This window comes from Planococcus soli, from assembly GCF_016881065.1.
GTDB lineage: Bacteria > Bacillota > Bacilli > Bacillales_A > Planococcaceae > Planococcus > Planococcus soli.
The window spans coordinates 1-24,149 of record NZ_WXYN01000050.1 but is presented as its reverse complement, the minus strand read 5'-3'; the positions used below and the strand labels follow the sequence as shown (position 1 = coordinate 24,149).

Below are 24,149 nucleotides of genomic sequence, written 5' to 3'. Positions count from 1 at the left end.
TATGAAAAATAATTAAATCGAAACTCTAAAAGAAAACCTCAAAGATTATCTCTTTGAGGTTTTTCTGTTATCTCCTTCAATAGTATCCGCAATTGCACGTAAAGCCGCTACCAGCATAGGACGACCTTCACTTTTCCAGAAGGTTACCCAGGTTTTTTTAATACTCTCCATTTTAAACATCTCCTTTAAGTTTGATTTTTTTATTATAATTTCTTTTCTGATCTTTTTTTCGGTAATATTCTAATTCGCATTCACTTTGATTTTCTCTACTTCTGGCAGGGAAATTAAGATCCATTGTCCGTTTATCAGCTTTGTGAAGTACCACTTTTTCCTGCTGAAATCTAGTAAGTTGTTGCTTTGAGGGATTGTCAATATACTTCTTGCACTCAGAACATTTAACAGGGTAACTGTTTCTTTGACAGTATTCGTACAGCTCAGCGTAAACACTCAATTCAAAGGTTTGAGGATCCATAATAGGTTCCAAATAAAACTTTCCATCTGAAGCCAAAGTTACTTGGTCAAACTGTCTATAAAGATTAGGCAGTATCTTTAGGAATTTATCTGTTTTACTACCAAATGGTTTTGCTATAGGGAGTTCACCGTGGCCGTATCGCTTTGTTATTACACGATCTGGATTATCATTATGAAAAAAATAAGGAAACTCTTTTTGAAAGGCTTTGAATTCAGTTGGCTCTGTCTCCTTTAGAAAGTTATATCGCTCTGCTGCTTTCTTGTCATATTTATCTCTTATTTTCTGTACCTCAACCAGTTCATTTAAATATTCTTTAATAATGTCTTGAAATCTTTTCAGTTTAGTCGCATTTTTTTTTACTATACGAACATCACGCTCAATTGGAATCTCAATAGTATTATAAAACATCGAGATATTACTCATTGAGGATAATGCTTCGGGAACACTTTGGTGCCAAAAAGGTTCAAAATTTGTGGAACTATCAAAAGGGTAATATGCATTGCTTTGTATCTCGTGTTCTTCGGCATTGCCATTAGAACTTCCTACCGCATATCCAATCATAGTAGCTACAAATTTTGGCTTCTGTGTGCGCCACCTTTCTAAAAACATCTCTACCTCAACTTCATTCTCAAAATCCAAACTAGCAAACGATAGTAAGAACCATGCTTTGTTGTGTTCGGCCATATTTAATTCCTCCTTTGTTATAGTATAGTCACTCGAAATGTTGATAGATATACGGAAACTTCCGAGTAATTAGGCATATATAACTATTTTTTAATTAAAGCAACTTAAAAGCTCTTGAAAAATAATCGCAATTAGATTTTGTTATATAATTCGATGTACAACATAAAAAACAATGAATGCTAGATAATACCGCTGTGTGTGTAGCATATACCTAGTTGGATCAACCTATTGGAAGTTAGAAAATATAAAGGAGGAACGGCATGCTTCAATCGATTATTCATGGGAAACTCCCTTCATCTGTATGGAACAGTGAAGACGTGGTGACGAGCTCAATAATTGGGGGATTTCAGTATCTTTCGGATCCCCTATATATTGTCCAAGCGCTGAGCGCCAGTGTAGATTTGAACGGAAGTTTGCTCGCTTTTCCTAAGCCGATCAAAAGGGTTCAATACAAATTCTGGCCTTCACTCAAGCAATGCGAGCCAGATGTCGTAATAGTTTTAATCGATGAAGACGCGGGAGTCCATATCGTTAGTGTCGAGGCAAAATACATATCGCCTAAATCCAGTGAAGAAGATGAAACAGTTGATTTTGAAGACAGAAAAACTTGGCAACGGGATCAGCTTTCTCGAGAACTTGAAGATTTAAACGACTCAGATACGTCGAAGAAGCTTTCAATAGAGGAGAAGGATATCGTATCTAGGCAGTTGATCTACTTAACAAACGATACGGTAATGCCTGAGGAAGATATGCTACTAGGATTGAGGCATTCAAAAGCTAGTAATAACAATGTTTACTGGCTAGCTTGGGCAAGTTTTTACGAAGTTGCATGTATGGAACCTATGACAAACCAAGATGAACTCATCCTGTCTCAAATTCAGGAAGTATGTGACCGGAAAAATCTCACCCGATTTCATGGATGGGGAATGTTACCAGAAATTTTGCCTTTTGAAGGTTTTTATTCTTCAAATGCAGAACTGATGTGGCCCAAGGAAGAACTTGCTGCCACTAGTTGGGAATATAACAATGAGGAGTCGAGCGACTAATGAGCGATATCGTATTTCAGTCATTCCAAAATGTAAGGAAAGTAGTAGACAATTCAATCAAACTTTTGAAAGATGCGGATGCCTTGCTTGCAGAAAAAAACTATACTCCAATTCTGGGCAATGGACTTGCTACTGAATCCAGCAAAAGTATTCTGCAATCAGCAGATAGCTTTTCAACACTCGTTCCCCAGTACATAGCTCGTCCATATGCACGAAAGAGTCAACTGGCAAACGGAACAGTTGATCACCTATATGTAATCAACATTCAGTTCACTCATCCTTCACATCAAAATCTTCAACCAACTATAGCAACGGGTCTTTTCAGCCTAGAAACTCCTACTGATAATATTCGGAATAAATTCAAGCCTTGGTTTATGAAGTATGCTATTTTTGAGGGAGACATAAAGTTTAATCTCAGTAGCCAGGAGGAGTATTCGTGCGAACCTTTTAGCGACTGTAAAGATACTTTTCAATTTCATATTGCCCCATTAACCTCAATTAAAACAAACAGTGATACATCTAAAATGCTTGAAAAAATGTACCAGTTGACTCTATAAAGTCTTCTTCATTAACTGCTATGTATAGTTGTATAGAGATGCTTTAGAGAACTGTATCGATCAGAAAATGATATATATATTATAAAGATGAATAATAGCAAAGGGCTTAACCTCCAATGGAGGTTAAGCCCTTTTCAATTTAAGGAGGAATCTATGATGAGCTTAAGTAAAGAAAAGAAACTAGCAACAAGCCAAAAAGAAAGTAGTAAAGATCAGGCCGCTAAGAGATTTAATATCGTATCCGTAAAACTAGTAAAAGAATCAAGCCTATTGTACAAAGAAAGATCGGTAAAATCTCCAAAAGACGGTTACAACTTACTCAAGCATTTCTTAGAGGATAAGGATCGCGAATATTTCATAGTTGCGGCTTTGGACATCAAAAACCAGCCAGTCTCGGTTCATGTATGTCATGTAGGAAGTCTGAACGCTTGTATCGTCCACCCTAGAGAAGTCATGAAGTCGGCTATCCTATCGAATGCTGCTTCAATTTTAGTTGGGCATAATCATCCTTCTGGGAATCCAACACCTTCAGATGAAGATCATAAAGTCACGAAAAGACTAAAAGAAGCTGGGGAAATCATTGGGATTGAGTTGTTAGATCACATCATTGTAGGGACGGATTCGTATCTATCCTTTAATGAAAAGGGATACTTGTAATGGAGAGAAATGGACAGGATAACTGTGAAATCTCGAAAGAAGTCCACTGGTTTCTGGAAATGCTCGAAAAGGAATTCCATGTAAAAGCAGCAGCAGGAAACATTGGACTAGAGGCGACTGAACTTAGCACGGACGAAGTGGCGGATTTCTTTGTTCCTACTGAGTTGTTTGAAGAAGTGCCTGCTACGTTTCTCTATGAAGTCATGATAGTGGATGATGAAGAGCAAAATGAATGGGTGGGTGCCATAGCCTTCTATCCAGATACATCGAATTGGTGTTTACAGGTAATTACAAGAAATGATGAAATTGTTTTTCGGAAAGTGCTCTCTTCTATCAATTGAAACTTACGTCAAAACTAACCTAATTTGGTTGGAAACTGACGACAGTTCTATTTTTAGTTACATGGATGTAGCAAGAATGTCGTAGACAAAGGAAACCAATGGTTATTTTCGTGTGAAAGCTCACGACAGAATTATAGGACTGACGTGAGTTGGAGTGTTTGGTCTACTTAGAAAGAAGTAGGCTTTTTATTTTGGATTCACTCTATGTTCCACATGAAACAAATATCAGTAAAGAATAGGAGATGAAAGAGCAGTGGACACCAAAGCATTTGCAGAGTGGCTATTTGCGGAAGGTAAAGCAGACAAAACTATCCAGTCGTATACAACGGATGTAAATGGATTTCAAGCATTCTTGACACAACAAATTGGGAAGGATAAGCACTTTAACCGTTCAATCTTTCTTGTCTATATCGATAGACTTGTCCGAAGTGGGTACGCTGTCGCCACTATCAACAAGAAGGTTAACAGTCTAAAGGTATTCAATGATTTCCTATTACTCAAAGGTCTAGTAACGGAAAGATATATTCATATGAAGAAAGATCGGATTGGAATCGCTGTTGGAAGTGAAGATGTTGTTACTGTTTTATTGGATGAAGAAGTAGAACGGTTGCTTTTCTATGTAAATACGAATGAAAAAGTATCGATCCGAAATAAACTTATTGTGTACCTATTACTTTACACAGGAGTGCGTGTGACCGAACTCGTCGAATTAAGACTTTCAAGTATTGATTTTCTAACAAGTCATATCGTGGTGGTCGGGAAAGGTGGAAAACGAAGAGAGATAGGGCTTCGTTCAGATGTGCTGCAATTAGTGAGAATGTACATTAAGAAAGAACGTTCTAAGTCTGTTTTCAACTATAGTGACTATTTACTGGTGAGTCAACGAGGGGAGAAGTTACATCGGGATGCTGTTCGTCATTGGTTGGCAAAGATCTCGGAGGAGCTGAAATTAAAGTTACACCCTCATTTGTTCAGACATACATTCTGCACCAGATTGATTCAAAAAGGTGTAGACCTTACGACGGTTAGCCGACTTGCAGGACATGGATCGGTCAATATGACTGCAAAGTATTATATTCAAACATCAAGAGAAGAAAAGATGGATGCGGTGAATCGCCTATGATTCCTTGCATCCATTAATTTTGTCTAACCAATAGAAGACCAAGCAGAAAGGAAGGTTCACCATGTTTGATTATAACGCTGAACGTTATATGACTCGTGCAATTGCCGAAGAAATACCCCTAGAAGTTGCTCTTCATCTGTGGAGTTTGATCAATGAACAAAGAGTAAAAGGAGTTGAACTGGATTACATACAGGTATTTGAGCTTTCAGCAAATAATAAGAAGCAGACAATCATTCATCGACAAGAAGTACCGAAAAGAGAAAGTTTTTGGATAATACCGCTTGAAGATGTGGAACCAATAGATAGTACTATTTGGTGCATTGACAATGGCGAAAATCAAATGATGTTGTTCCCTGAAAATTACTAACAAAGAGAAGGAAGTCGGATGCTTTGAATCGTTGAAGGTTTAGGCATCCGTTTGTTTCTTGTGTCAGTGCAAAGGACTAATAATCTACTCCAAATTCTACTTTCATATATAATGAAATTAGTAAAATCCGGTAAAAAAGCACTGATTAATTTTTTTTTGCCAAGGGGGTAAGTGACGTGGTAAAGACATATTCAACGCACACGCTTTTCAATTGCTACTTAAAAGATGTAGGTGAGTCCGGTAATGTATTCGCTTTGTCCAATGCTAATTTGGAACAGAGCCTAGGGTTACTTTCAACTGTTCTCAATACTTTTAAGACTATGAGCAATCAGACGGGAGAGGCAAAAAAATATCTTCAGAAATTTAAAAGGATCGAAAGATATCAAGGGAAACTCCCAAATATTATGGATGATTACTGGAGTATAGAAGAAATGGCTTTATTAATAATCATGTTGAGTTCTACCAGTCGTAAGAGATATAGCTCTATGAATACAACAGTAAAAAAGTTTATCGATAAAAACAAAATTCCAACGGAAAAAGTCCTTAAGTCTAATCGAGACTGGTTGTTGGAGGCTTATAAATGCTTAGGATCACTAAAGCATAGAAATTGGGTTAAAGAAATTAATGAGGAGATACTAGATCAAACGTTGAAAGGGAAAATGACTATTGCGGATTCTTATGAGAATGTTATGGAAGTAGAAGTCGGAATTATAGAGTTACGTGTACTAGATGCAGAGTTGGATTCTGAAATTAGTGATATATTAGCCCATTGTGCATTTCCTGAACTATTAAAAGAAAGTCGAAAGACTCTTGTCGATCAAATAGTAAATGAGCTGGGTGAATTCGTGTTAGCGTTGGAAAAAGTTGAAGGAGACTTGCCACAAAATATTGCGATGAAAGAGTCAATTAAAAAAATGAGGCAATTGAGAGAGGAAATTGAGCATAGTTATGACGTCAGCAAATACTATACCGATACTTATTGGGAGAATTTAGAGAACAGTGATCGAGATAAAGAAATTTTATCGCAAGTTGAAAAAATGTTTAAAAAAAAGTACCAAGTAGAGTTAGATGTACTTTCAAAAAATAAACTTTAACAGTCAACGGTTGAATCGGGTTTTATCCATCCCGATTCAACCGTATTTTATTTGGACCAATCAATTTATAGTTAGCATCAGATCAGCCAAACAAAACAAGGCAGGGGGAATCGATAAGGGAAAACAATTAACTAATATCTAGAACTGCATGAGTGTAGAAGAGCATCAAATGGAAGTAGTAGATCAGTCATCATAAATTATGAAAAGGGGATGAGAAAATGAATAATTTAATTAAATACCAAAAGGAAATAGAAACATCGGTGTCGAGCTTGCAAAAAGGTGAAACGCTTAAAGAATCATATCAAACAAGTTCAGTTCCAGCGAAGTTATTAATAGAACCTGAATACAATGAAATTCTGGATACCACATACGACGGTGAGTATGTTATTGGCCGACTTGCAGCTAGAGTCTATGTGGATAATAAAGATTCTTCCTCTGAAAAGGAAGATCTCTTGCAGCGGTTATTAATAAAACTTAACTGCTTATCAGTCCGACCAAACTGCGTTTTTAAAAATTATGATAACTTTGAAGTTGTTTGGTACCCAAAGGGTAGTCAGATAGTTCAAAACAAGTACCAATATACGAATTTACTTTTTGACTTCAGAGACTATTTAGATGAATCTCCAATTGACGGGATATCATTTATAAATACTTTCGGGGAGTGTCCTTATAATGAAATAAAAGTTTTAACTAGCGAAAATATGAATTTTTTCCCGCAATTTAATTCAAATTGCTTTGGTTCGAATAAGGGCCTGGCTATTGACGTTATAAAGTTAATATGGGGAGTAGGATTTGTATCGGTCGCTCAATCATGACTACTAAAAGTGAGGAGGAATTAAAGTGGCGATACAAAAGAGAATGAGACATGACAACAATGATCTCTATCACAATAGACGGGATGCTCTTAATACAGATAAAGAAGTAGAAGTAGAAGAAAAGGTAGATAAGGGAGAACAAGAGGAATGGGATGATAACGTAGTTCCAGATGTCATAAATACAATGAAAAAAGAAGACCCGAAGATGTTACCAGAAGTTGAAAATGCAGATCGCTATCCACTTATTACATTTTCCAAAAATGGTGCAAAAGTGTTGAGACAAGCTAAGTTTCCGAAAGAAGAGTACGAGTTTCATATTGATCAGACAAAAATGCGGTTGAATCTAGAAGGGAAATATGGCAATTATGATCAATTAGTAATCACGTTTTTTCTTCGTTCCCTGGATTCGAAATCCCAAGGTCAACTGACTTTACTCTATACTGTCTCATCTTCGTTAAGTTCCGAATATATAAAGTTTCTTTCTTCATTCGAAGAAATATTTAGCGGGCAGAGCATTACAGTAGAGCAGTTGGTGGGGCTCGTGGGAAGGTGTTCTATCAGCCACTTTGAGGCTGAATCGGGTGATGTTTATGATCGATTAAAAGTTTTGGAGGTAAATCAACCAATATAATAAGTACCCTTTGATGGAAAAGAGTCCTTCCATCAAAAGAAAGGAACCAATAAAAATGAGCATGAATAGAGCCGCATTCAGAATAGAAGACGTGGATCAGTACATTACTGATTATCCTGTACAAAAGGCACGACCACTAGACGCAAGTATAATTACAAAGGGTTTACTTGAATCGGTAAATGTAAAAGATAGTCTTTCATTGTTAGTTGCTGGACTTAACACTGTGATGCGGGAAGAGGGGTTAGCCTACTTTACTGCTCTGATGTACCAAGTTAATAAAACATCTAGGGCTGAGGCTATGGAAACCTTCAAGACGGCTGAGCGAACAGTAGAGACAGTTATACCTGAGGCCTTACTGAAGGAACTAGAACTGATTCTATCAGTAAGCAGGGCGGAAGAGCGTGGATACTCTTATAACGAAAAGAAAAAATCTTTTACTTTTAATGCTAATGCCTTTGCAAAGCATTTCATAAAAAGGTGCCATCTACGTTCAACGAATGATGGACGCTTATTTATTTACAACTTAAAAGGTGTTTTTGAAGAACCGTCTGAAGTAAAGTTAGGAAAAATTATCATGATGATCATGCATGAGGGACGTAGGAATAGTTGGAAGAGTTCTCACGAGGTGGAAGTTGTAAAAGCATTGCAGCGTGAAGCTATCAACGTAGACGAAATGAATGTGCAACGTGAATTTATTAACTTGAAGAATGGGATGTTCAGCCTAGATACTTATAAGCTCTATCCCCATTCTCCAAAATATATATCTACTATCCAAATACCGATTGATTATGATCCTCTTGCCGGTGCACCGAACTTCAATACCTTTATGGAGGATATTACGTTGCATGATGCTGAATTAATAGGTGTACATCAAGAATTAGTGGGTTATTGGCTTTCGGTTGAAACCAAGGCAGAAAAAGCTGTTTATTACCATGGTGGAGGAGCAAATGGAAAAAGTGTCTTGGCTTCTGTTGTAACGGAGTTGATAGGAAAAGAGAATGTTAGTAGCGTACCTCTCTCTGATTTCAGTCACCCATTCGGCTTGGAGAGCATGATTGGAAAATCCATCAATATTGCTGCGGAAAATGAGTTAGGGGGCAAAGCTTTGAAAACAGAAAATTTTAAGGCGATTGTCAGTGGCGATACGATAACTGTCAACTTGAAATATCGTCCGGCTATTAGTTACACACCATACTGTAGACTTCTTTTTCTTGTCAATAGCCTACCAGATTCCATGGATGTAACAAATGGCTACTTTCGAAAGCTAATGATTGTACCTTTTAATCGCACTTTTTCCGCCGATGAACGAAATGTTAACTTAAAGGAAGAATTGTTAAAGGAACTCCAAGGTATCCTTAATTGGGCCTTGGAGGGATTGAAACGATTACGTTTAAATAACTTTCAGTTTAGTCAAAGTGATGCTATAAATGAATGCCAAAATGCTTATAATACTGATCAGAATCCAGTGAAGGAGTTCTATTTAGAACATATTAGAATGATAGAGGGCGAACGGACAAAGCAAGCCGATTTTCATTTGAAATATCTGCGCTGGCTGGATATGCAAGGCATAGACGACAAGGGAACAAAATCGCTTCAGCTGTTTTGGAAACATTTCAAAATTGTATTAGAAAATGAAAGGATTCCTATTATCAAAAAAAAGGTAAAGGGAGCTATCTATTATGATGGCTTAAAGGTAGAAGATTTAGAAGATGTTACACATCCTACAATATCAGGTAGTGCTATTCAATATTAGGGGGGGGCGAGGGGGATAGGTAAAATGAAAAATTGGATAAAAATAAAAAGTAAGTTAATTAATTTAGTAGAAAAATTATCTCATCACTACCCACCCCCGCCCCCCGCCAATTCTTAAAATAATGATTAAGTATATATTATTTTTTTGAACAATTTAGAGGGGGGAATAATCATGCTAGATGAAGTATCAATTGACTATGAATACAAAGTTTTAATAGATATCTTAGCAGAATCAGTAACGGCATATTTGATGAATAATAACTCGGAAAATGATCAAGAACAAAGTGACCTGCATGCGAATAACCCAGCCAAAGAGGAATAACAATTTAGAAAAAAACACATAATAAAAGAGATTGCCGACTTTCCCAGGCAGTCATGCTCTAAATAGGAACAAGCCTGGGTACAAAAGGGGGGGAGAACTTTGCATCTATCTAATGAGTACAATAAACTGGCACAGCCAATTGAAAAGAAGAAAAAGGCCGCAATTTATGCTCGGGTTTCTACTGTAGAGCAAGCTGAAGAAGGATATAGCATAGATGAACAGGTTCGACTATTACGTGAGTTCTGTAAAAAAGAGGGTTATGAAGTATGCGGGGAGTATGTAGATCGAGGAATCAGCGGCAAAAACATCTCAGGTAGGCCTGCACTTCAACAGCTCTTAAGTGGTGCACACAATAAAGAATTCGATATAGTGTTAGTTTGGAAAATGAATCGTTTTTCTAGAAAGAGTATTGATTTGTTAAACATCGTGGAGATGTTGAAGACTAAAAACATAGGTTTTAGATCTTATACAGAAAAATACGAAACGGAAAGTCCGTCGGGGAAACTTCAATTTCAGATGATGGCAGCAATATCGGAATTTGAAAGAGCTAATATATCGGAAAACGTAAAGATGGGAATGTTAGCGAGGGCAAGGGCTGGTTATTGGAATGGCGGTAGGGTACTCGGATACGATATAGATTCAACAGAAGTTGATGACCGAAACAGGGCAGCCTCCAAACTTATTATTAATGAAGAAGAGGCGCAGACAGTTAGAAAAATCTTTGATTTATATACGGGGGGCTTCGGTTACAAGTCAATCGCCGGTCAATTAAATAGAGCAGGTCATCAAACTAAAAGAAAGAAAAGTTTTTCGATTAATAGTGTAAAGCAGATACTCCAAAATCCTTTATATGTTGGTATTATTCGATTTAATGTCAGAAGGGATTGGAATGAAAAAAGGCGTAATAATATTAATCCAGATCCGATAATGGAAAAAGGTAAGCATGTACCGCTAATTTCACAAGATACGTGGGACCAGACGCTAGCTATTATGAAGAGCAGAGGAGGCAGACCTAATCGGATTCATAGTGGTGAACACCCTTTGACGGGGATTATTAGATGCCCTGTGTGCAATTCAGGCATGGTACTTGGCAGAACAACCAATAAAACAAAAGACGGAACAAAACGAGTACTGGAGTACTATGTTTGTGGGGCTTGGAAGAACAAAGGAAGTACGGTTTGTCGATCAAATGGTATCCGAGTAAACTATGCAGATGAATACGTGCTTACTAAGATCGCTAATGTTGCAAATAACGACATATTGATAAAGAGTATTGTATTGAAGATAAATAGTGAGCGTGAGAAGAATCGGACACCTCTGCAAAACGACTATAAGATGTTGGAAAAAGCAATTGATTCTATCCAACTTAGAAAAGACAAGATACTGGGACTGTTTGAAGAGGGGGTTGTTGAAAAGGACGATCTTATCGTCCGATTAGCTACCTTAAATGAGGAGAAAGAGGGATTAGAAGAACGTAAGGCACCAATAAAAAGTAAGATGTGGCAAGACGACACAATAGAAGTAAACTTTACTTTAGTAAAAGACGTTATGAATAGCTTCACAAAAATGTTTGAAGAATCATTAACCCGAGAACAGAGAAAACACCTATTACATCTACTCATAAATAAAATAACCATCTCTGAAAGTAGGGAGATCGACTCGATCAAAATCCAATTAAATAAAGAAGTGGTCAAACACTTCACCACTCCAGAAGGAGAAAGATCATCTGATGACGATGATCTTTCTCCTTCTTTTACTGTGTTTTTGGAGCTTTAGAAATATTTTCATTTAAGGAGGTGATGTCATGACAAGTATAAGCCTATTTAAAGCAGGGGTAATGTTCGGAATCTCAGTATTCTTTGCTGTAAAAGATGCGATAAGTACAAAATAAAAAACGGACTGGAGTGAATTGAATGGGATTCTTTTCTTTAGGAACACTTATTGGTTTGGTATTTTGCATCGTCATTGGAAAATATGGAATCTAAGTAAATTATTAGTTTATCTTATTCTGTTGATGTAAGGTATAGTTAGGCTAGATAGGTCGGAAGAAGTAGTTCTTTAGAATCTGGGAAGAGGGTGATTTGTTGATTGATTTAAATGGTGTCTGATTAAGATTATTTGGAGTAAGTATTAAGGGTCGTTACGTAGGAGAATAACGAAGTGGAGTTACAGAAGACTGGGCGGGAACTGATTCAGGGGTTATGTACAAATGTACCGCCGTTTTGAGTACTTTTCACTAATAGATTGTATTATTTTATTTGTTTCATAAAAATAAATTAAATAACAAAAAAGGAGGCGTAAGTATGAATGAAAAAAAGGAACCAGAGGATTTTCTAACTAAAACTAAAGGGCAAGTAGGAAAGATGATACAAAACGTCGACAAAGAGAAAATAAAAGAGATTGATAGTAAATTTTCTACGATTCGATTGAAATACATCACAAAAATACTACTCATAGGTTCTGTCTTAAGTATGGGGGTCTTTGGTTACTGGAACTATAATCACAACATGGGAGAACCATATAAGGTAGAAATAACAAACAAAGATTTAAGAGATGTTAAAAATCGAACCCTTAAGCGTTGGGGTAATTAGTAGAAAGCGGGGTTAATAAAATTGAATAATAAATACGGAAAAATAAGTATAACGGCTGGTGCTGTTGCTCTATTTTCATTTACTTTTCTAGCGGGCATAATTTCAATAGTTACTGCTTATTTCGGGTTGCGTGCTGTATCTGATGGAAGTACCTCCACAGAAAGTCGTAAAAGTTTATATTTTTGTATGATTGGACTCACTTTGACTATTTTAGCATTCTTACTACACAGTTATATTTTTTAGGAGTAGTAATTTGTAATTTATAAAGACTTGGCTGTGGGATGTTCTTTCCTATATGTTAGGTCTTTATTATATTGCCATGAGTTCGCTCTAATGCTCCATCATTTGCTGCGATCATATGCTTAGAATAAGCTCGCTAAAACACAAAGAGATCACCATTTTACAAATAACAGGAAATGTTACTAATCTATATATGGTATTTATTGAAAATAAAAGCCCGTACGGCAATGATACTTTAAAAATAAGTGGAACATACATATAAAAAAATCCTGAAAAGGTGAAAATAATGATGGGACTAACAAAATCCACCTGAAGCTGGTGTAGAATTGTAGGACGATAAATGCAATGTCATCGGTTACAGAGGGTTGTGAGGTAGCTTATCCAGCAGATTATGTATAAATTGTCGTTGGTGTGTTTTTTACTTGTCCATCACATTTACTTATTATATAAAAAGAAAAGAGGAAGAAGTATGAGACAAAGACCAATTTTAAAGGTTTTTATAACAATAGCAGTAGCTTCTATATTTATGGTGATAGCTGGATGTTCCGATTTCAGTAAAGATGATAAGAAAGTTTTCAAGGCTATTGAGAAGTATCAAGAAGAACACTATCCTGAGTCTAATAAAGAACTTGAAATTGAATATGCTGACTTAAAAGATATGAACCCAGATGCTATTGTTCGAGGCAGCAACGAGTATGGGGAAGATACTTGGCTTATAAGTGGAACTTACACTTTCAATCATAAGAAAGTGTCAGGAATGGAGAATATGGAACATATTGGTGAAAACAGCTTTGATGCTCGTTTAGAATTACTAGATGGGGAACCTGTTATGACAAGTTATACTGAAAGACTACCTGTTAGAGTGGGCATGGACGATTAATATAAAATAATAAAATGAGTATGCGGGATATTCACCAGCTGATGCCGGTGGTCGTGTGGGATAAAGCGCATCTGCTCGATGTGGAAATGTTGGAGGAAGTTCGTTTTTTTTCTGAATTTCAAGATGGCTTTGATCCTGGTGGGCCAAACGGAATTATGAGAACGGCTCCATCCGCAAACGAATTGATATCTAATACAAGCTGGTTTATATGGATCGTTCGGAAGTCTCATTGCATATCAACTGCCATTAGCAATACGCTGGAGTTCATTGGGATATTAGGAGAGACTTCCATAGGAAAACTTTTATAAATCCCTCGTCGATCATTAAGGTATTAGTAGCAGCAAATCAATTTGTCGATGTTTTAAAAAAAGCAAAAGAAACCGCGCAGTTCATTCTGGAGAATGACAAAGTAGATGCAATTAAGGTACGATTACAAGGAACTTGCGGTGTCCTTGTTCGGCTTTAAATCGAATTAAGCAATGGCATATTGGTTCTGTAAAGAGCTAGTAAACTTTTATAGTAACGCAACTTCACAAAAGAGCTTGGTCATTTGACTTAGCTCTTTTTGTTTTTATAAGGGAATAAATCAGAGAAAATTTATTTAGAGCTAATCTTATTTTTTAGTAATTTAAATTTTTGGTTTTCTGAAAAGTCAGAAGTTAAAAGATGTATACTTATGTAAAGGGTAATATTGCCATTTAGAGAGGTAGTTGACATCGTGAAAATATTAAATAACATTCATTCAAATCATTACAGTGATATTAAAGATATTCTTGTGGGTGCAGATGAACTTAAAATCGTGAGTCCCTTTTTAATGGAATCGTTTGATGATTTCTTTAACCAATTGAACGAGACGGGTATTAAACATATCTCGTTGACCACTACTTTGAAGGATAATGATGCTGATTTATTTAAAAAATCGAACTCACTTCATTCCTTTTGCTTGAATTGCCAAAAGAATAATATCAGTAATAGCGTCTATATTGATAACGACTTACACGGAAAGATATATATTGCTTTAAAATCAGGAAATCCCTTACAGGGTATAGTTACGTCTGCTAATTTTACTAATGCAGGGTTAAAGACCAATCATGAATGGGGAATTTTAATTGACGATAGTCATCAATTGATGCAGTTGATTAAGGAAGTTCAAAGTGTAGAGAGGAGCAGCTTGTCTACAAGTGAATTAGAAGAAGTAATAAAAAAAATTGATGCCTTTTCGAGAATATATCCCGTTCAGAAACAGCCAAAAATAAGTTTAACTGTCAACGATATATTCAGTAAAAAAAAGCATGCAGTCACTTCTGACAAGCGTTACTTTATCAAGCCTGTTGGAGTATCAGACGATCCTTTTACTGAGAACAGAAAGCTGTCGACTGGTATACAGGAGCTTCATTTTTCTAAAAAAAGACCTGCTTCTGTAAGGGAGGGGGATGTTCTTATCTGTTATGGGGTGGGAACGACAAAGTTATTAGGCTACTTTGAGGTTATCGAAGGGCCTTATTACTTGGAAGGAACCTCTAGTAGATGGCCATGGGAAGTTAAAGGGAAAAACCTTTGTCCAGCTTATAGTCAAAGCTGGAATACTTTTGACAACACTCTTTCAAATATACAAGAATCATACAATTCCGATGTACCTATAACGAAAAATAACAAAGGAAACAACCTCAATGGATTAAAGTATGGATCAGACAAGATTCAATTGACTGAAGAATTTGCTAACCATGTAATCGGAATAATTGAAGATTCAATATAGAAAATTTCTAGTATGTAATTAAGAAGTTCAAAAAAATGGAAATATGATTTGAATTAGGGGGGAAATCATGGTCAGTATAGTCAACATGAAATACGATAACATGATGAGAATGACAAAGCATCTTAAGGAAAAAAACTTTTACCTAGAGGATTCAATAGAGTTAATTTTCGATTTTTCTTCGCTCAATTTTATCGAACCAGCTGGAGCTATTATACTGCTCTCCACAATTGATAGATTAAAAGAAGATGATATAGCTCATAAGCTTGAATCAATTGAAAATTTAAATAGAGATGCTATTTCGTATGGGGAAACTATGGGGATTTTTCAAAAATTAGGGCTTTCCGATGCACGTTCATTTAGCAGAGGACCTAACTACATTGCTCCTGCAAAAATAGTTTTAACTGAATTATTTGATTCGTTGCAATCCCAAAGCAAAACAATTGAAACTTACTATGATGAGATTTCAAGCGATATTGTTACGAAGATGCTTAAGGACTTTGGTAAGGATAGTGAAGAAGAAGTTAAAAATTTATTTGAATTCGTTGTGAGAGAAATGATTAGAAATATCTTTGACCATTCACAAACTAAGCAATTTTATTATGGTTCTCAATTCTATCCAGCTACCAATAGTGTAGAAGTAGCAATCGCTGATTTAGGGGTTGGATTAGTAAAAACGGTGCCATTTGATATTGAGGAGAGTTGGTTTGGTCAACCAACTGATGAAGATGCTATTAAAAAGGCAATGATACCAGGTCTATCTGCATTATCGAATCATGCGTATGCTCCTGAAGATTATAAAAACTCAGGTTATGGTCTTGCACTTGTTAGAAGAATTGTTGAAAAGACTAATGGTTATTTTAGTATTGCATCGGGGAATAAAGCTATAACCTATAGCCTTTCTGAAGAAAGTGTTGAAGATTGTGATATTACAGGTACATTAATTCGAATGAGAATTAATGTGGAAAACTTAAATAATATTAATTTCGAAGAAATATTGGAGGAGGCTAAGAAAGAGGCTTCATGTAAAGGATATAATGATTCGCCTTCGTCTGCTTCGAAAAGACTGAAGAGTCAAATGTCTGAAAAATCATGATGAACATATTTACTAGTCGTGAAATTGCAAGTACAATTTGGTTAACAATCGTTCTTGTAATTATTCTCTTAAATCCTAAGCTAAGAAAATCAGTATTTGAGTTGATAAAATCAACAACAACTAAGAAAATATTTATTCCGTTCCTTGTTATAGTTCTTTATTCTATAGTCTTGGTAATCTTGGCTTCGAACCTAGCCTCTTGGGAATGGGTATATCTTAAGAATGTTACTTTCTGGGTAATTTTTGCAGGTATACCAGTTTGTTTTGGAGCTATTACTATTAAGAACGACGATCAGTTTTTTATAAGAATACTAACGAATAATTTAAAATTTATTGTCATTATAGAATTCCTAATGAGTACATTTACGTTTAATATTGTTGCTGAGTTGATCCTGATACCATGTTTAACCTTTTTGATTTTGTTAGATGCTGTGTCTAATACAAAGGAAGAATGGGACAAAGTAAAAAAGTTATTGTCAATTATCTTAACAGCGGTAGGTTTTACAGTTTTGGGAATAACAATCAAAATAGCAATTGAGAGTTATATTACTTTGAATACTGTTGATTTGCTAGTAAAGTTCTTGATCCCTATAGTTTTATCGATATTTTTTATTCCAATTGCTTATGCTTTTGCAGTTTTATCAAAATACGAAGAATTATTTATAATGATGAGCTTTAGAGAAGTAAAAGATAAAAAAGTGAAAAAAATGCATAGATGGGAACTAATAAAAGCATGCAAGTTATCATATAAAAAAATAATATACTTTAGAAAACATCAACTCAAAAAAATGTATGTGAACATGAGCCAAGATGATTTCTATGATATTATAGAAAATTTTAAACAAACATTTTCTGGTGACGTAAGAAGTAATGATGAAAATTTGTAAAAACCTCATTTAGATACTGTGCGGAGAACCGTATCATAAGTAAATGAGGTTTTAAGGGGATATGTAGAATTTCTTCCCCTTTTTGTTATCATCTTAACATTAATAAAAAAGGGTATATTTCTAAAAAAAAGTAAAACCTTTTCATTAGCTGCAATTAAAACGATCGTTACAAATCCCGTCTATACTGGATTTATTCGATACAATGTTAGGAGAGAGTGGGAGGACATACGCAGAAACAATTTAAATCCAAACCCACTTATACAAAAAGGACAACATGAACTTATTATCTCAATGGAGACTTGGGAGATTGCTCAAAGTGTATACAAGAGTCGTTTTCAGAAACCAAATTGCGTACATGATGGGGAGTTCCCCCTAACAGGCATCAGGCGGTGTCCAGTTTGTAATGCTGGCATGATAATTGGCCGAACAACTAATCGCACAAAGGATGGCACAAAAAAAGTCCTCGAATACTATGTATGTGGAGCATGGAAAAACAAAGGCACAATGGTTTGCCGTTCGAATGGTGTCAGAACCGACTATGCGGATCCTTTTGTGTTAGACAAACTGCAACGCTTAATGAGAAGCGATAAGCTCATCAAAGACTTAGTGAATAAAGTGAACAGTCGAAACGAATCTAAGTTTGCCCCTTTGCAACATGAGTACGACATGTATGAAAAGCAGATGAAGGATTTAGAGCAGAAGCTCTCTAAAACGTTTGATGCTTATACAGATGAACTGATTTCTAAAGCTATGTATTCAGACAAAGCTAGGCAGCTTGAAGAACAGATAAGTCAGTTGAAAGAACACATGGAACCGTTAAGAAAGCAGGTAGAGGAAATACGGTGGAAAATGTTTCCTATGAAGTCATCAAAGATGTGCTATCGAATTTTTTAGTAGATTTGCTTATTCACAAAATTTCCATTGGGGAAGATAGAAAAATCGAAAGCATCCAGCTAATGCTGAACGATGAAATACTCAAAGCACTAAACATAGAAGCAGATAACTTATCTAACGATGAGTTATCTGCTTCTTTTTCTATTTTAATAGCAATTTAAAGGAGGTGATGAAACTGACCTAAGCGTTGGAATGGAATAGCTCTATAAATTCATTGATCACAAAGGAGCAAAATGAAGTGAGTATCATTAAAGTATTTAGAAATTAAATGGATGCATATCATCCATATCTAGCAGATAAGGAGTGGAAAGCAGACGTTCAAACCGTTTCAGTGGATGACATAAGCTACGAAGAGGTTAAGGCTCTTTATTCCAGCAGAATACAAACAGGAACTAACCTGCTGGGTATTCTTCTACGATGGCGGCGCATCAAACGTTGTTTACTTGTTACAGAATAATCAGGGTCTATCGAATCTCGGCATCTATCTTTTAAAAGATGAAAAGCCTGTTAAGCCTATTAGCTTCTGCGAAGAATCGTCGGATTGAGATATAGGAAAACTGAATATGTTAAGAATATGGAAAAGATCATTCTAAAAGAGTGCTTGTCTCTGTTTTATATTCATTTTTACTTGGTGGGAGGTGAGCTGGTGACTCCGATTGATCTATTTAAAGCAGGGGTGACATTTGGTGTATCGATTTATGTATATGCAAAAAAGAACATTAACTTTGAAAAATAAAGGAGGGACTAATAGTGCAATACTTTTTAATGGGTACAGTCGTTGGAATAGTAGTTTGTTTAGTTTCAGAGCTTATACTGAGTCCTTCAAGGAGTTATCGTTAATGAAAAAGATTCAGTGTTTAAAAGACTTTAATCAGATAAAAGGAAAGTTTTAAAAGGAATATTTAGAGTATTTAGAAGCTGAGTTTTACAACCTATATAATATCTTAATAACGGTGAGGAAATTGTGAATTTTATACTATATTACTTACTATATATGGTAATATTAGAGAGTAATGAAGAGATGAATATAATCTTAAACTGCATTATAGCTTTAGAATTTGCAGAAGAATATAAGCTTTAAGAAATAACCATTGTAAGAATTGAAGTGAACTTTGAAGGACATATACAAATAAGTTTTACAATAAAAAGTGATTAATGAGTTGATAGAATAAATAATAATACTATAAGGGGTAGATAAGTATGAAATTTTTAAAAATCTTAGGTCTAATATTTTTAGCATCTTTTTTATTTATAAGCGTTAAAGGATTTTTAGAGGGAAGCATAATGGTAAATGATGAAGCAGAATCAGAGGAAATTGTTACGGTAAATGATGAAGCAGAACCAGAGGAAATTGTTACGGTAAATGATGAAGCAGAATCAGAGGAAATTGCGACAGTAAATAATGAAACAGAACCACAGAAAATTGCGAGAGAATTGGTTGAGGAAGAGATGACAGCTCAAATTGGACTTAAAGAGTGGGAAATTGAAGAAAATATTATTACCTCTGATAAAATTGTCAACAATCCGGCTGATTATGACAAACCAGCTGGAAATAAGAGAATAGTATGGGTTGATGGTAATGTAAAAGCAACCGCTGATGATGGAACTACGGGAAATCTTGGCTACAATCTAGAACTCTATCAAATGGAGGGTGATGATAGCTGGTACATTGGGAGGCATTGGGGGATTCTAGTTAATCTTGAAGTAACAGAAAAGCCAATAGTAGAAGAAGATGAAAAATACTTTAGCGACAGTGAAGAAATCCCCTTTCCTGAGTAATCAAGCCAGCTTGAAGAAAATAAGCCAATTAATATAGCCATTACAGAAATAACAGATTATACTGAAATTAGATTAATAAAAGCATTACATTAGATTAATAGAACATTCTTTCCAACGATGCCAACGGGAATAAAAGCAGGACAAACTTTATTTATGACCATGGTTAGTCAGGATAGTAGTGGAAAAGGTACTCCTATAATAATAGGATACGCAACAACCTCTGGATTTAAAAAAGAGAATGTTATTAAAGGTGATGTACCCTTCAATTCTAAGGATCAAGGAAGGTATCCTTATTATGTTGAGCTGGATAGTGGCCGTTTTCTAAAAGGATCGATAAAAAATGGAATATCATTGAGAGAGCTGGCAAGGGAATTAAATGTTGATCTTTATCCTAATCCTAAATCTGATTTTAATGAAATTATATATACGCATAGACAGAAATCTCACCTTCAAATAACAAAAAAAGCACATAATTATATAATAAAGCGATTGGAATCGTTGTTTAAGATACATGGTGTAGATGAGCTTTAAAATCATAAGAGACTAAACAAAATAGTTAATCTACTTAAGTCGTATTTAAATGATTTATTCAAAGGGTTAATTAATAAAAAAGTTATAAAAGAAGTAGGAGATCTAAACGTCTGTTATGTAAAATTATGGAATTTATATTAAGCTATCCAATTCTAAGGAGAAGGTGTTACTAATGGAAGCTGCCAAAATTATGAACATCATAGACAAACTTGATGATTTGCCCTATCGAAGAATATTATTTGATGGAACATGGGGTATTGGGAAAACAAAATATACAAGAGATTCTATAAAAGATAAAGAAAATTATTACTACGTTTCATTATTTGGAAAAAGAAATATTGATGCGTTTTACCAAGAGTTATATTATCTATTGCTGTCCAAACATAAAGTTAAATTTAAAAAGTTATTAAATAATATGGAGAATATTAATTTGTCGCTCTTTGGAGTCAACATTTCCGTACCCTTAATCTCCGATATATTTATAGACATCCAAAAACAATTGGAGAGTAAATCCAATATAACAATTATTATCGATGATTTAGAAAGGACAAATGATGATTTCGATATTAAAGAAATATTTGGATTTATAGATTCTATTACAAAAAATAAGGGAATTAAAATTATTTTAGTAGCTTCGTCCGATAATTTTTCAAACCAGGAAAAAATTACATTTGAAGGATGCGCTGAAAAGTCTATAGACCGTATTTATAAAATTACTACTTATTCAAAAGATGCCCCTGAAAAAATAATGGGCAATCAAATTTGGCCTATAGTTAAAGAAATTTATCAAGATAATGAATTTAAAAATTTACGCACTTTAGAAAAAGCAGATTTATTTATAAAAGAAGTAATTCACGAAATACCTAATAATGAGTTTACCGATAAATTTAATAAAGAAGATATTTACAAGATCTGTTTTTCTGTAGTTTTATTTGTAGTAGATCATAAATGTAAAATGAATCACCCGGGGGAAGAAGAGGAAGAAAATAATGATGCAAACAATTCGAAAGAACTTTCGAATTATATATGGCATTCTATAATAAAGAAAAATTTAAATAATAGTATGATGCATAATCTTATACCAGTTATTTTAGGATGGTTCTTAACAGGTGATTTTTCCAGAGCTCAAGTTAAGGAATTAGTCAAACAAGTGGATGCATATTTAGAATCAACCCTTCCTTTATTCATGTCAGAGGAACAAATTATAAAAGAGGTCGACCATTTTTCAACATTCATTGAAAATCTTGATTCCGATATATCTATAAAAAATTTCCTGCAACGGTTAGACGAGTTAGCCAGTATAACCGAAAAAACAAACTTGGATTTTAATTATAGTGTGGATGAAGCTGTTGACTGGATGAAGAAGAATAAAGATTTCAATAATAATTATGACGATATTTATTTTGATAATTTTGTGAGAAGAGAGTCTAGTTTTATAAATGAAGTTATATTAAAGCTACAAACCACTATAAAGAGTGATTACAGAAATAATCTTCTGAAAGTAATGATCGAAAATACCAATAAACAAAACTTTACTCCTAATGATTTAGATATAGTAACGGAGTTTAAAAAACTCATTCATGAATTAAAAAATGATAATAGTAAAGAGAGAGAAAATGTAATAAGAGAAATGAAAAATAATAAATGGTTTCTGCCTTTACCACTAGGGGAAATAACACATTTCCACTGGACTTATTGTCATAAACTATTTAAATGTATTCAAGAAATAGATTATGGGAGAGAAGAATCCATTACAGAGGATGCAAGTAAATATTTTAATCAAGAAATTGATAATTATCCAGATGAAATATTTAAACATAGATTGCGACATTTAATTAAACAATATTTAGATGTAGCTTAGTTCTTCAAATTTCTAAAAAAAAGACTATACAGTTCATTTCTATTTAATGTACGAAGATTAGAAAACCTCATTTAGATACAATACGGAGAGCCTTACCATAAATAGAGGTAAACTATTAAGGGACTCTAGTAGGTTTTTATATTTATTAGCTAAAATAGAACTTATTGACCAAATATGTAGCTGCTGTCCGATGTCGGAACATATCTTTTTCAATAATTCAAAGCAATCTTCCATAAGCCAAGGTCAATCACTGTAGCACGAACAAGGGGACAGGGGCTTCGTCATAAGACAAAGCCCCTGTCCCCTAAATTTATTTATTTTAATGAGTAGCCGCCATCTACGACTATTTCTGCACCGTTTATATAGGAGGCTTTGTCTGAAGCTAAGAATAGAACGACTTCTGCGATCTCGCTTGGTTTTCCGTAGCTTCCTCTAGGGTGTCCCTGTGATTGTTTTTCATAATTCTCTTTTCCGCCATATGCATTAATGGCCAGGTCGGTTTCTGTAGGGCCGGGGGATATGCAATTGACCCGGATTCCTTGATTCGCAAAGCGAAGTGCCGTGCTTTGAGTCATCGCGACAACTGCTGCTTTTGTCCCGCTGTAAGCTGGCAGCATCGGATTGACCTTGTCGTTTCCAAGGATCGCAGCATTATTAATGATGACTCCATTTTTTTGCTTACTCATCACGACTAAAGAATATTTCATGTAGAGGAAAATCGCCGTTTGATTGACGGCAATTAAATAATTCCAGTCATCTAGCTTTACGCGAGACAATGGCCCCATTCCTGTAGACAGAATACCGGCATTGTTGAATAAAATATCAACATTGTGCCCATCATTTTCAAGTGCTTTAAAAAAGCTTTCGATTTCTTCCACATTTTCATTATGAACTTGGGTAAAATGAGCTTTCCCGTTGCATTCACTCTCTACCTGTACACCTTTGTTGCGATCTCTTCCCGTAAAATGAACCGCAGCCCCTTCTCTGCAAAAGAAACGCACCACTTCCTTGCCAATTCCATCCGTTCCACCATTCACAATCACTATTTTATTTTCGAACATCATGAAAACCCCTCCGAACTCCGTATTAAAGTCTGTTTATTCAGTATATATCATTCGTATCACCGTAGGAAATCTGAGTATCTATCACTCGATGGGAAATGAACGTTATCTTAATACGGAGGATTTGACGCGCACTTTATGCGTGAGTCGTTCATGTTTAGTTCGCTTAACGTACTTCCCATCCCACCAAAATAAAAGAAGCGCTAGGATCACACTCCTGGCGCTTCTTTATATAAAAATCTTTTACAATGTTGATTGCTCATTAAACACCTTCACACCAGCTTCCGCAACTTGAACGTCATGAGGCACAGCACTTCCACTGACTCCTATTGCTCCCACTACTTTACCGTCAATGAGAAGGGGGATTCCTCCGCCAAAAACGACAAGGCGCCCATTGTTGGTTGTATTTAACCCAAAAAGTTCAGCTGCAGGGACAGTCGCATCCGCCAAATTGCCTGTAGGCATTTTCAGAGCTACAGATGTCCATGCTTTGTTTTGAGCAATTTCAATACTCGCCAACCACGCATCATCCATCCGATGAATGGCCACTAAATTTCCGCCATCATCCACAACCGAAATAACCATGGAAATGCCGAGTTTAGTTGCTTCTTCTTCAGCACCAGCAATAATTTTTTTTGCCAACTCCAACGTGATTTTGTTCATGGGAATGAACCTCTGTTTATGGCATTCTAAAAATGTAGTCTTTGGCAGTTAA

At 35.3% G+C, this 24,149-nt stretch carries 26 protein-coding genes; 22 read left to right on the top strand and 4 right to left on the bottom strand.

All coding sequences use genetic code 11. From position 1 onward, the window contains the following. Positions 1 to 45: 45 nt before the first annotated feature. The gene (locus GJB59_RS19205; RefSeq protein ID WP_268951326.1) at positions 46 to 171 is read right to left on the bottom strand and encodes a hypothetical protein; all 126 of its coding nucleotides are present in this window, start codon (positions 169 to 171) and stop codon (positions 46 to 48) included. Position 172: 1 nt separating this feature from the next. Continuing rightward, entirely contained in the window at positions 173 to 1,156 is a 984-nt protein-coding gene (locus GJB59_RS14690; protein WP_142830266.1) for a hypothetical protein, read from the bottom strand. Between the two features lie 260 nt (positions 1,157 to 1,416). On the opposite strand from GJB59_RS14690, the gene GJB59_RS14685 reads away from it, so the two are divergent. The 22 genes from GJB59_RS14685 (at position 1,417) to GJB59_RS14585 (ending at position 22,373) form a co-directional block, all read left to right on the top strand. Further along, complete coding sequence (locus tag GJB59_RS14685) at positions 1,417 to 2,202, top strand: hypothetical protein (RefSeq protein ID WP_142830265.1); 786 nt, start codon at positions 1,417 to 1,419, stop codon at positions 2,200 to 2,202. Beyond that, entirely contained in the window at positions 2,202 to 2,759 is a 558-nt protein-coding gene (locus tag GJB59_RS14680) for a hypothetical protein (RefSeq protein WP_142830263.1), read from the top strand. The genes GJB59_RS14685 and GJB59_RS14680 overlap by 1 nt, the downstream gene beginning before the upstream one ends. 156 nt (positions 2,760 to 2,915) lie before the next feature. Further along, positions 2,916 to 3,416 carry a JAB domain-containing protein gene (locus GJB59_RS14675; RefSeq protein WP_142830261.1) on the top strand — a complete coding sequence of 167 codons (501 nt, stop codon included), beginning with the start codon at positions 2,916 to 2,918 and terminating at the stop codon, positions 3,414 to 3,416. Then, positions 3,416 to 3,757: a hypothetical protein gene (locus GJB59_RS14670; RefSeq protein WP_142830259.1), complete on the top strand. Its 342-nt coding sequence runs from the start codon at positions 3,416 to 3,418 to the stop codon at positions 3,755 to 3,757. Before GJB59_RS14675 ends, GJB59_RS14670 begins: the two co-directional genes overlap by 1 nt. A 253-nt stretch (positions 3,758 to 4,010) precedes the next feature. Continuing rightward, complete coding sequence (locus GJB59_RS14665; protein WP_142830257.1) at positions 4,011 to 4,880, top strand: tyrosine-type recombinase/integrase; 870 nt, start codon at positions 4,011 to 4,013, stop codon at positions 4,878 to 4,880. 61 nt (positions 4,881 to 4,941) lie between these two features. Further along, complete coding sequence (locus tag GJB59_RS14660) at positions 4,942 to 5,247, top strand: DUF960 family protein (protein WP_142830255.1); 306 nt, start codon at positions 4,942 to 4,944, stop codon at positions 5,245 to 5,247. Between the two features lie 176 nt (positions 5,248 to 5,423). Beyond that, a complete protein-coding gene (locus GJB59_RS14655; RefSeq protein WP_142830253.1) occupies positions 5,424 to 6,341 on the top strand; it encodes a hypothetical protein in 918 nt (305 codons plus the stop codon). A 218-nt stretch (positions 6,342 to 6,559) separates the two neighbouring features. Continuing rightward, a complete protein-coding gene (locus GJB59_RS14650) occupies positions 6,560 to 7,156 on the top strand; it encodes a hypothetical protein (RefSeq protein WP_142830251.1) in 597 nt (198 codons plus the stop codon). A 25-nt stretch (positions 7,157 to 7,181) separates the two neighbouring features. After that, positions 7,182 to 7,787 carry a hypothetical protein gene (locus GJB59_RS14645; protein WP_142830249.1) on the top strand — a complete coding sequence of 202 codons (606 nt, stop codon included), beginning with the start codon at positions 7,182 to 7,184 and terminating at the stop codon, positions 7,785 to 7,787. Positions 7,788 to 7,842: 55 nt separating this feature from the next. Further along, positions 7,843 to 9,540, top strand: coding sequence for a DNA primase family protein (locus tag GJB59_RS14640; protein ID WP_185960124.1), 1,698 nt, complete (start codon positions 7,843 to 7,845; stop codon positions 9,538 to 9,540). A 171-nt stretch (positions 9,541 to 9,711) separates the two neighbouring features. Further along, positions 9,712 to 9,861, top strand: coding sequence for a hypothetical protein (locus tag GJB59_RS14635; protein ID WP_185960123.1), 150 nt, complete (start codon positions 9,712 to 9,714; stop codon positions 9,859 to 9,861). Between the two features lie 99 nt (positions 9,862 to 9,960). Beyond that, complete coding sequence (locus GJB59_RS14630) at positions 9,961 to 11,637, top strand: recombinase family protein (RefSeq protein WP_142830244.1); 1,677 nt, start codon at positions 9,961 to 9,963, stop codon at positions 11,635 to 11,637. A gap of 527 nt (positions 11,638 to 12,164) precedes the next feature. Continuing rightward, positions 12,165 to 12,452: a hypothetical protein gene (locus tag GJB59_RS14625; RefSeq protein ID WP_142830242.1), complete on the top strand. Its 288-nt coding sequence runs from the start codon at positions 12,165 to 12,167 to the stop codon at positions 12,450 to 12,452. 709 nt (positions 12,453 to 13,161) lie between these two features. Beyond that, the gene (locus tag GJB59_RS14620; RefSeq protein ID WP_142830240.1) at positions 13,162 to 13,572 is read left to right on the top strand and encodes a hypothetical protein; all 411 of its coding nucleotides are present in this window, start codon (positions 13,162 to 13,164) and stop codon (positions 13,570 to 13,572) included. Positions 13,573 to 14,290: 718 nt separating this feature from the next. Next, on the top strand, positions 14,291 to 15,328 hold the full coding sequence (locus tag GJB59_RS14615) for a phospholipase D family protein (RefSeq protein WP_142830237.1): 1,038 nt from the start codon (positions 14,291 to 14,293) through the stop codon (positions 15,326 to 15,328). Between the two features lie 67 nt (positions 15,329 to 15,395). After that, a complete protein-coding gene (locus GJB59_RS14610) occupies positions 15,396 to 16,421 on the top strand; it encodes an ATP-binding protein (protein WP_142830235.1) in 1,026 nt (341 codons plus the stop codon). Further along, positions 16,421 to 17,308, top strand: coding sequence for a hypothetical protein (locus tag GJB59_RS14605; protein WP_142830233.1), 888 nt, complete (start codon positions 16,421 to 16,423; stop codon positions 17,306 to 17,308). Before GJB59_RS14610 ends, GJB59_RS14605 begins: the two co-directional genes overlap by 1 nt. Before the next feature lie 87 nt (positions 17,309 to 17,395). Further along, positions 17,396 to 18,202, top strand: a complete 807-nt coding sequence (locus GJB59_RS19305; protein WP_328822971.1) for a recombinase family protein — start codon at positions 17,396 to 17,398, stop codon at positions 18,200 to 18,202. After that, positions 18,151 to 18,363: a hypothetical protein gene (locus tag GJB59_RS19130; RefSeq protein WP_236015713.1), complete on the top strand. Its 213-nt coding sequence runs from the start codon at positions 18,151 to 18,153 to the stop codon at positions 18,361 to 18,363. Before GJB59_RS19305 ends, GJB59_RS19130 begins: the two co-directional genes overlap by 52 nt. Positions 18,364 to 19,402: 1,039 nt before the next feature. Next, entirely contained in the window at positions 19,403 to 19,981 is a 579-nt protein-coding gene (locus GJB59_RS14595; RefSeq protein WP_142830231.1) for a hypothetical protein, read from the top strand. A 153-nt stretch (positions 19,982 to 20,134) separates the two neighbouring features. After that, positions 20,135 to 20,512, top strand: a complete 378-nt coding sequence (locus GJB59_RS14590; protein WP_142830229.1) for a hypothetical protein — start codon at positions 20,135 to 20,137, stop codon at positions 20,510 to 20,512. 172 nt (positions 20,513 to 20,684) lie between these two features. Further along, positions 20,685 to 22,373, top strand: a complete 1,689-nt coding sequence (locus GJB59_RS14585) for a hypothetical protein (RefSeq protein WP_142830227.1) — start codon at positions 20,685 to 20,687, stop codon at positions 22,371 to 22,373. Between the two features lie 314 nt (positions 22,374 to 22,687). On the opposite strand, the gene GJB59_RS14580 is transcribed toward GJB59_RS14585, so the two are convergent. Beyond that, positions 22,688 to 23,434, bottom strand: a complete 747-nt coding sequence (locus tag GJB59_RS14580; protein ID WP_236015703.1) for an SDR family NAD(P)-dependent oxidoreductase — start codon at positions 23,432 to 23,434, stop codon at positions 22,688 to 22,690. A gap of 243 nt (positions 23,435 to 23,677) precedes the next feature. Continuing rightward, positions 23,678 to 24,097 carry a GlcG/HbpS family heme-binding protein gene (locus GJB59_RS14575; RefSeq protein ID WP_142830223.1) on the bottom strand — a complete coding sequence of 140 codons (420 nt, stop codon included), beginning with the start codon at positions 24,095 to 24,097 and terminating at the stop codon, positions 23,678 to 23,680. Positions 24,098 to 24,149 lie beyond the last annotated feature (52 nt).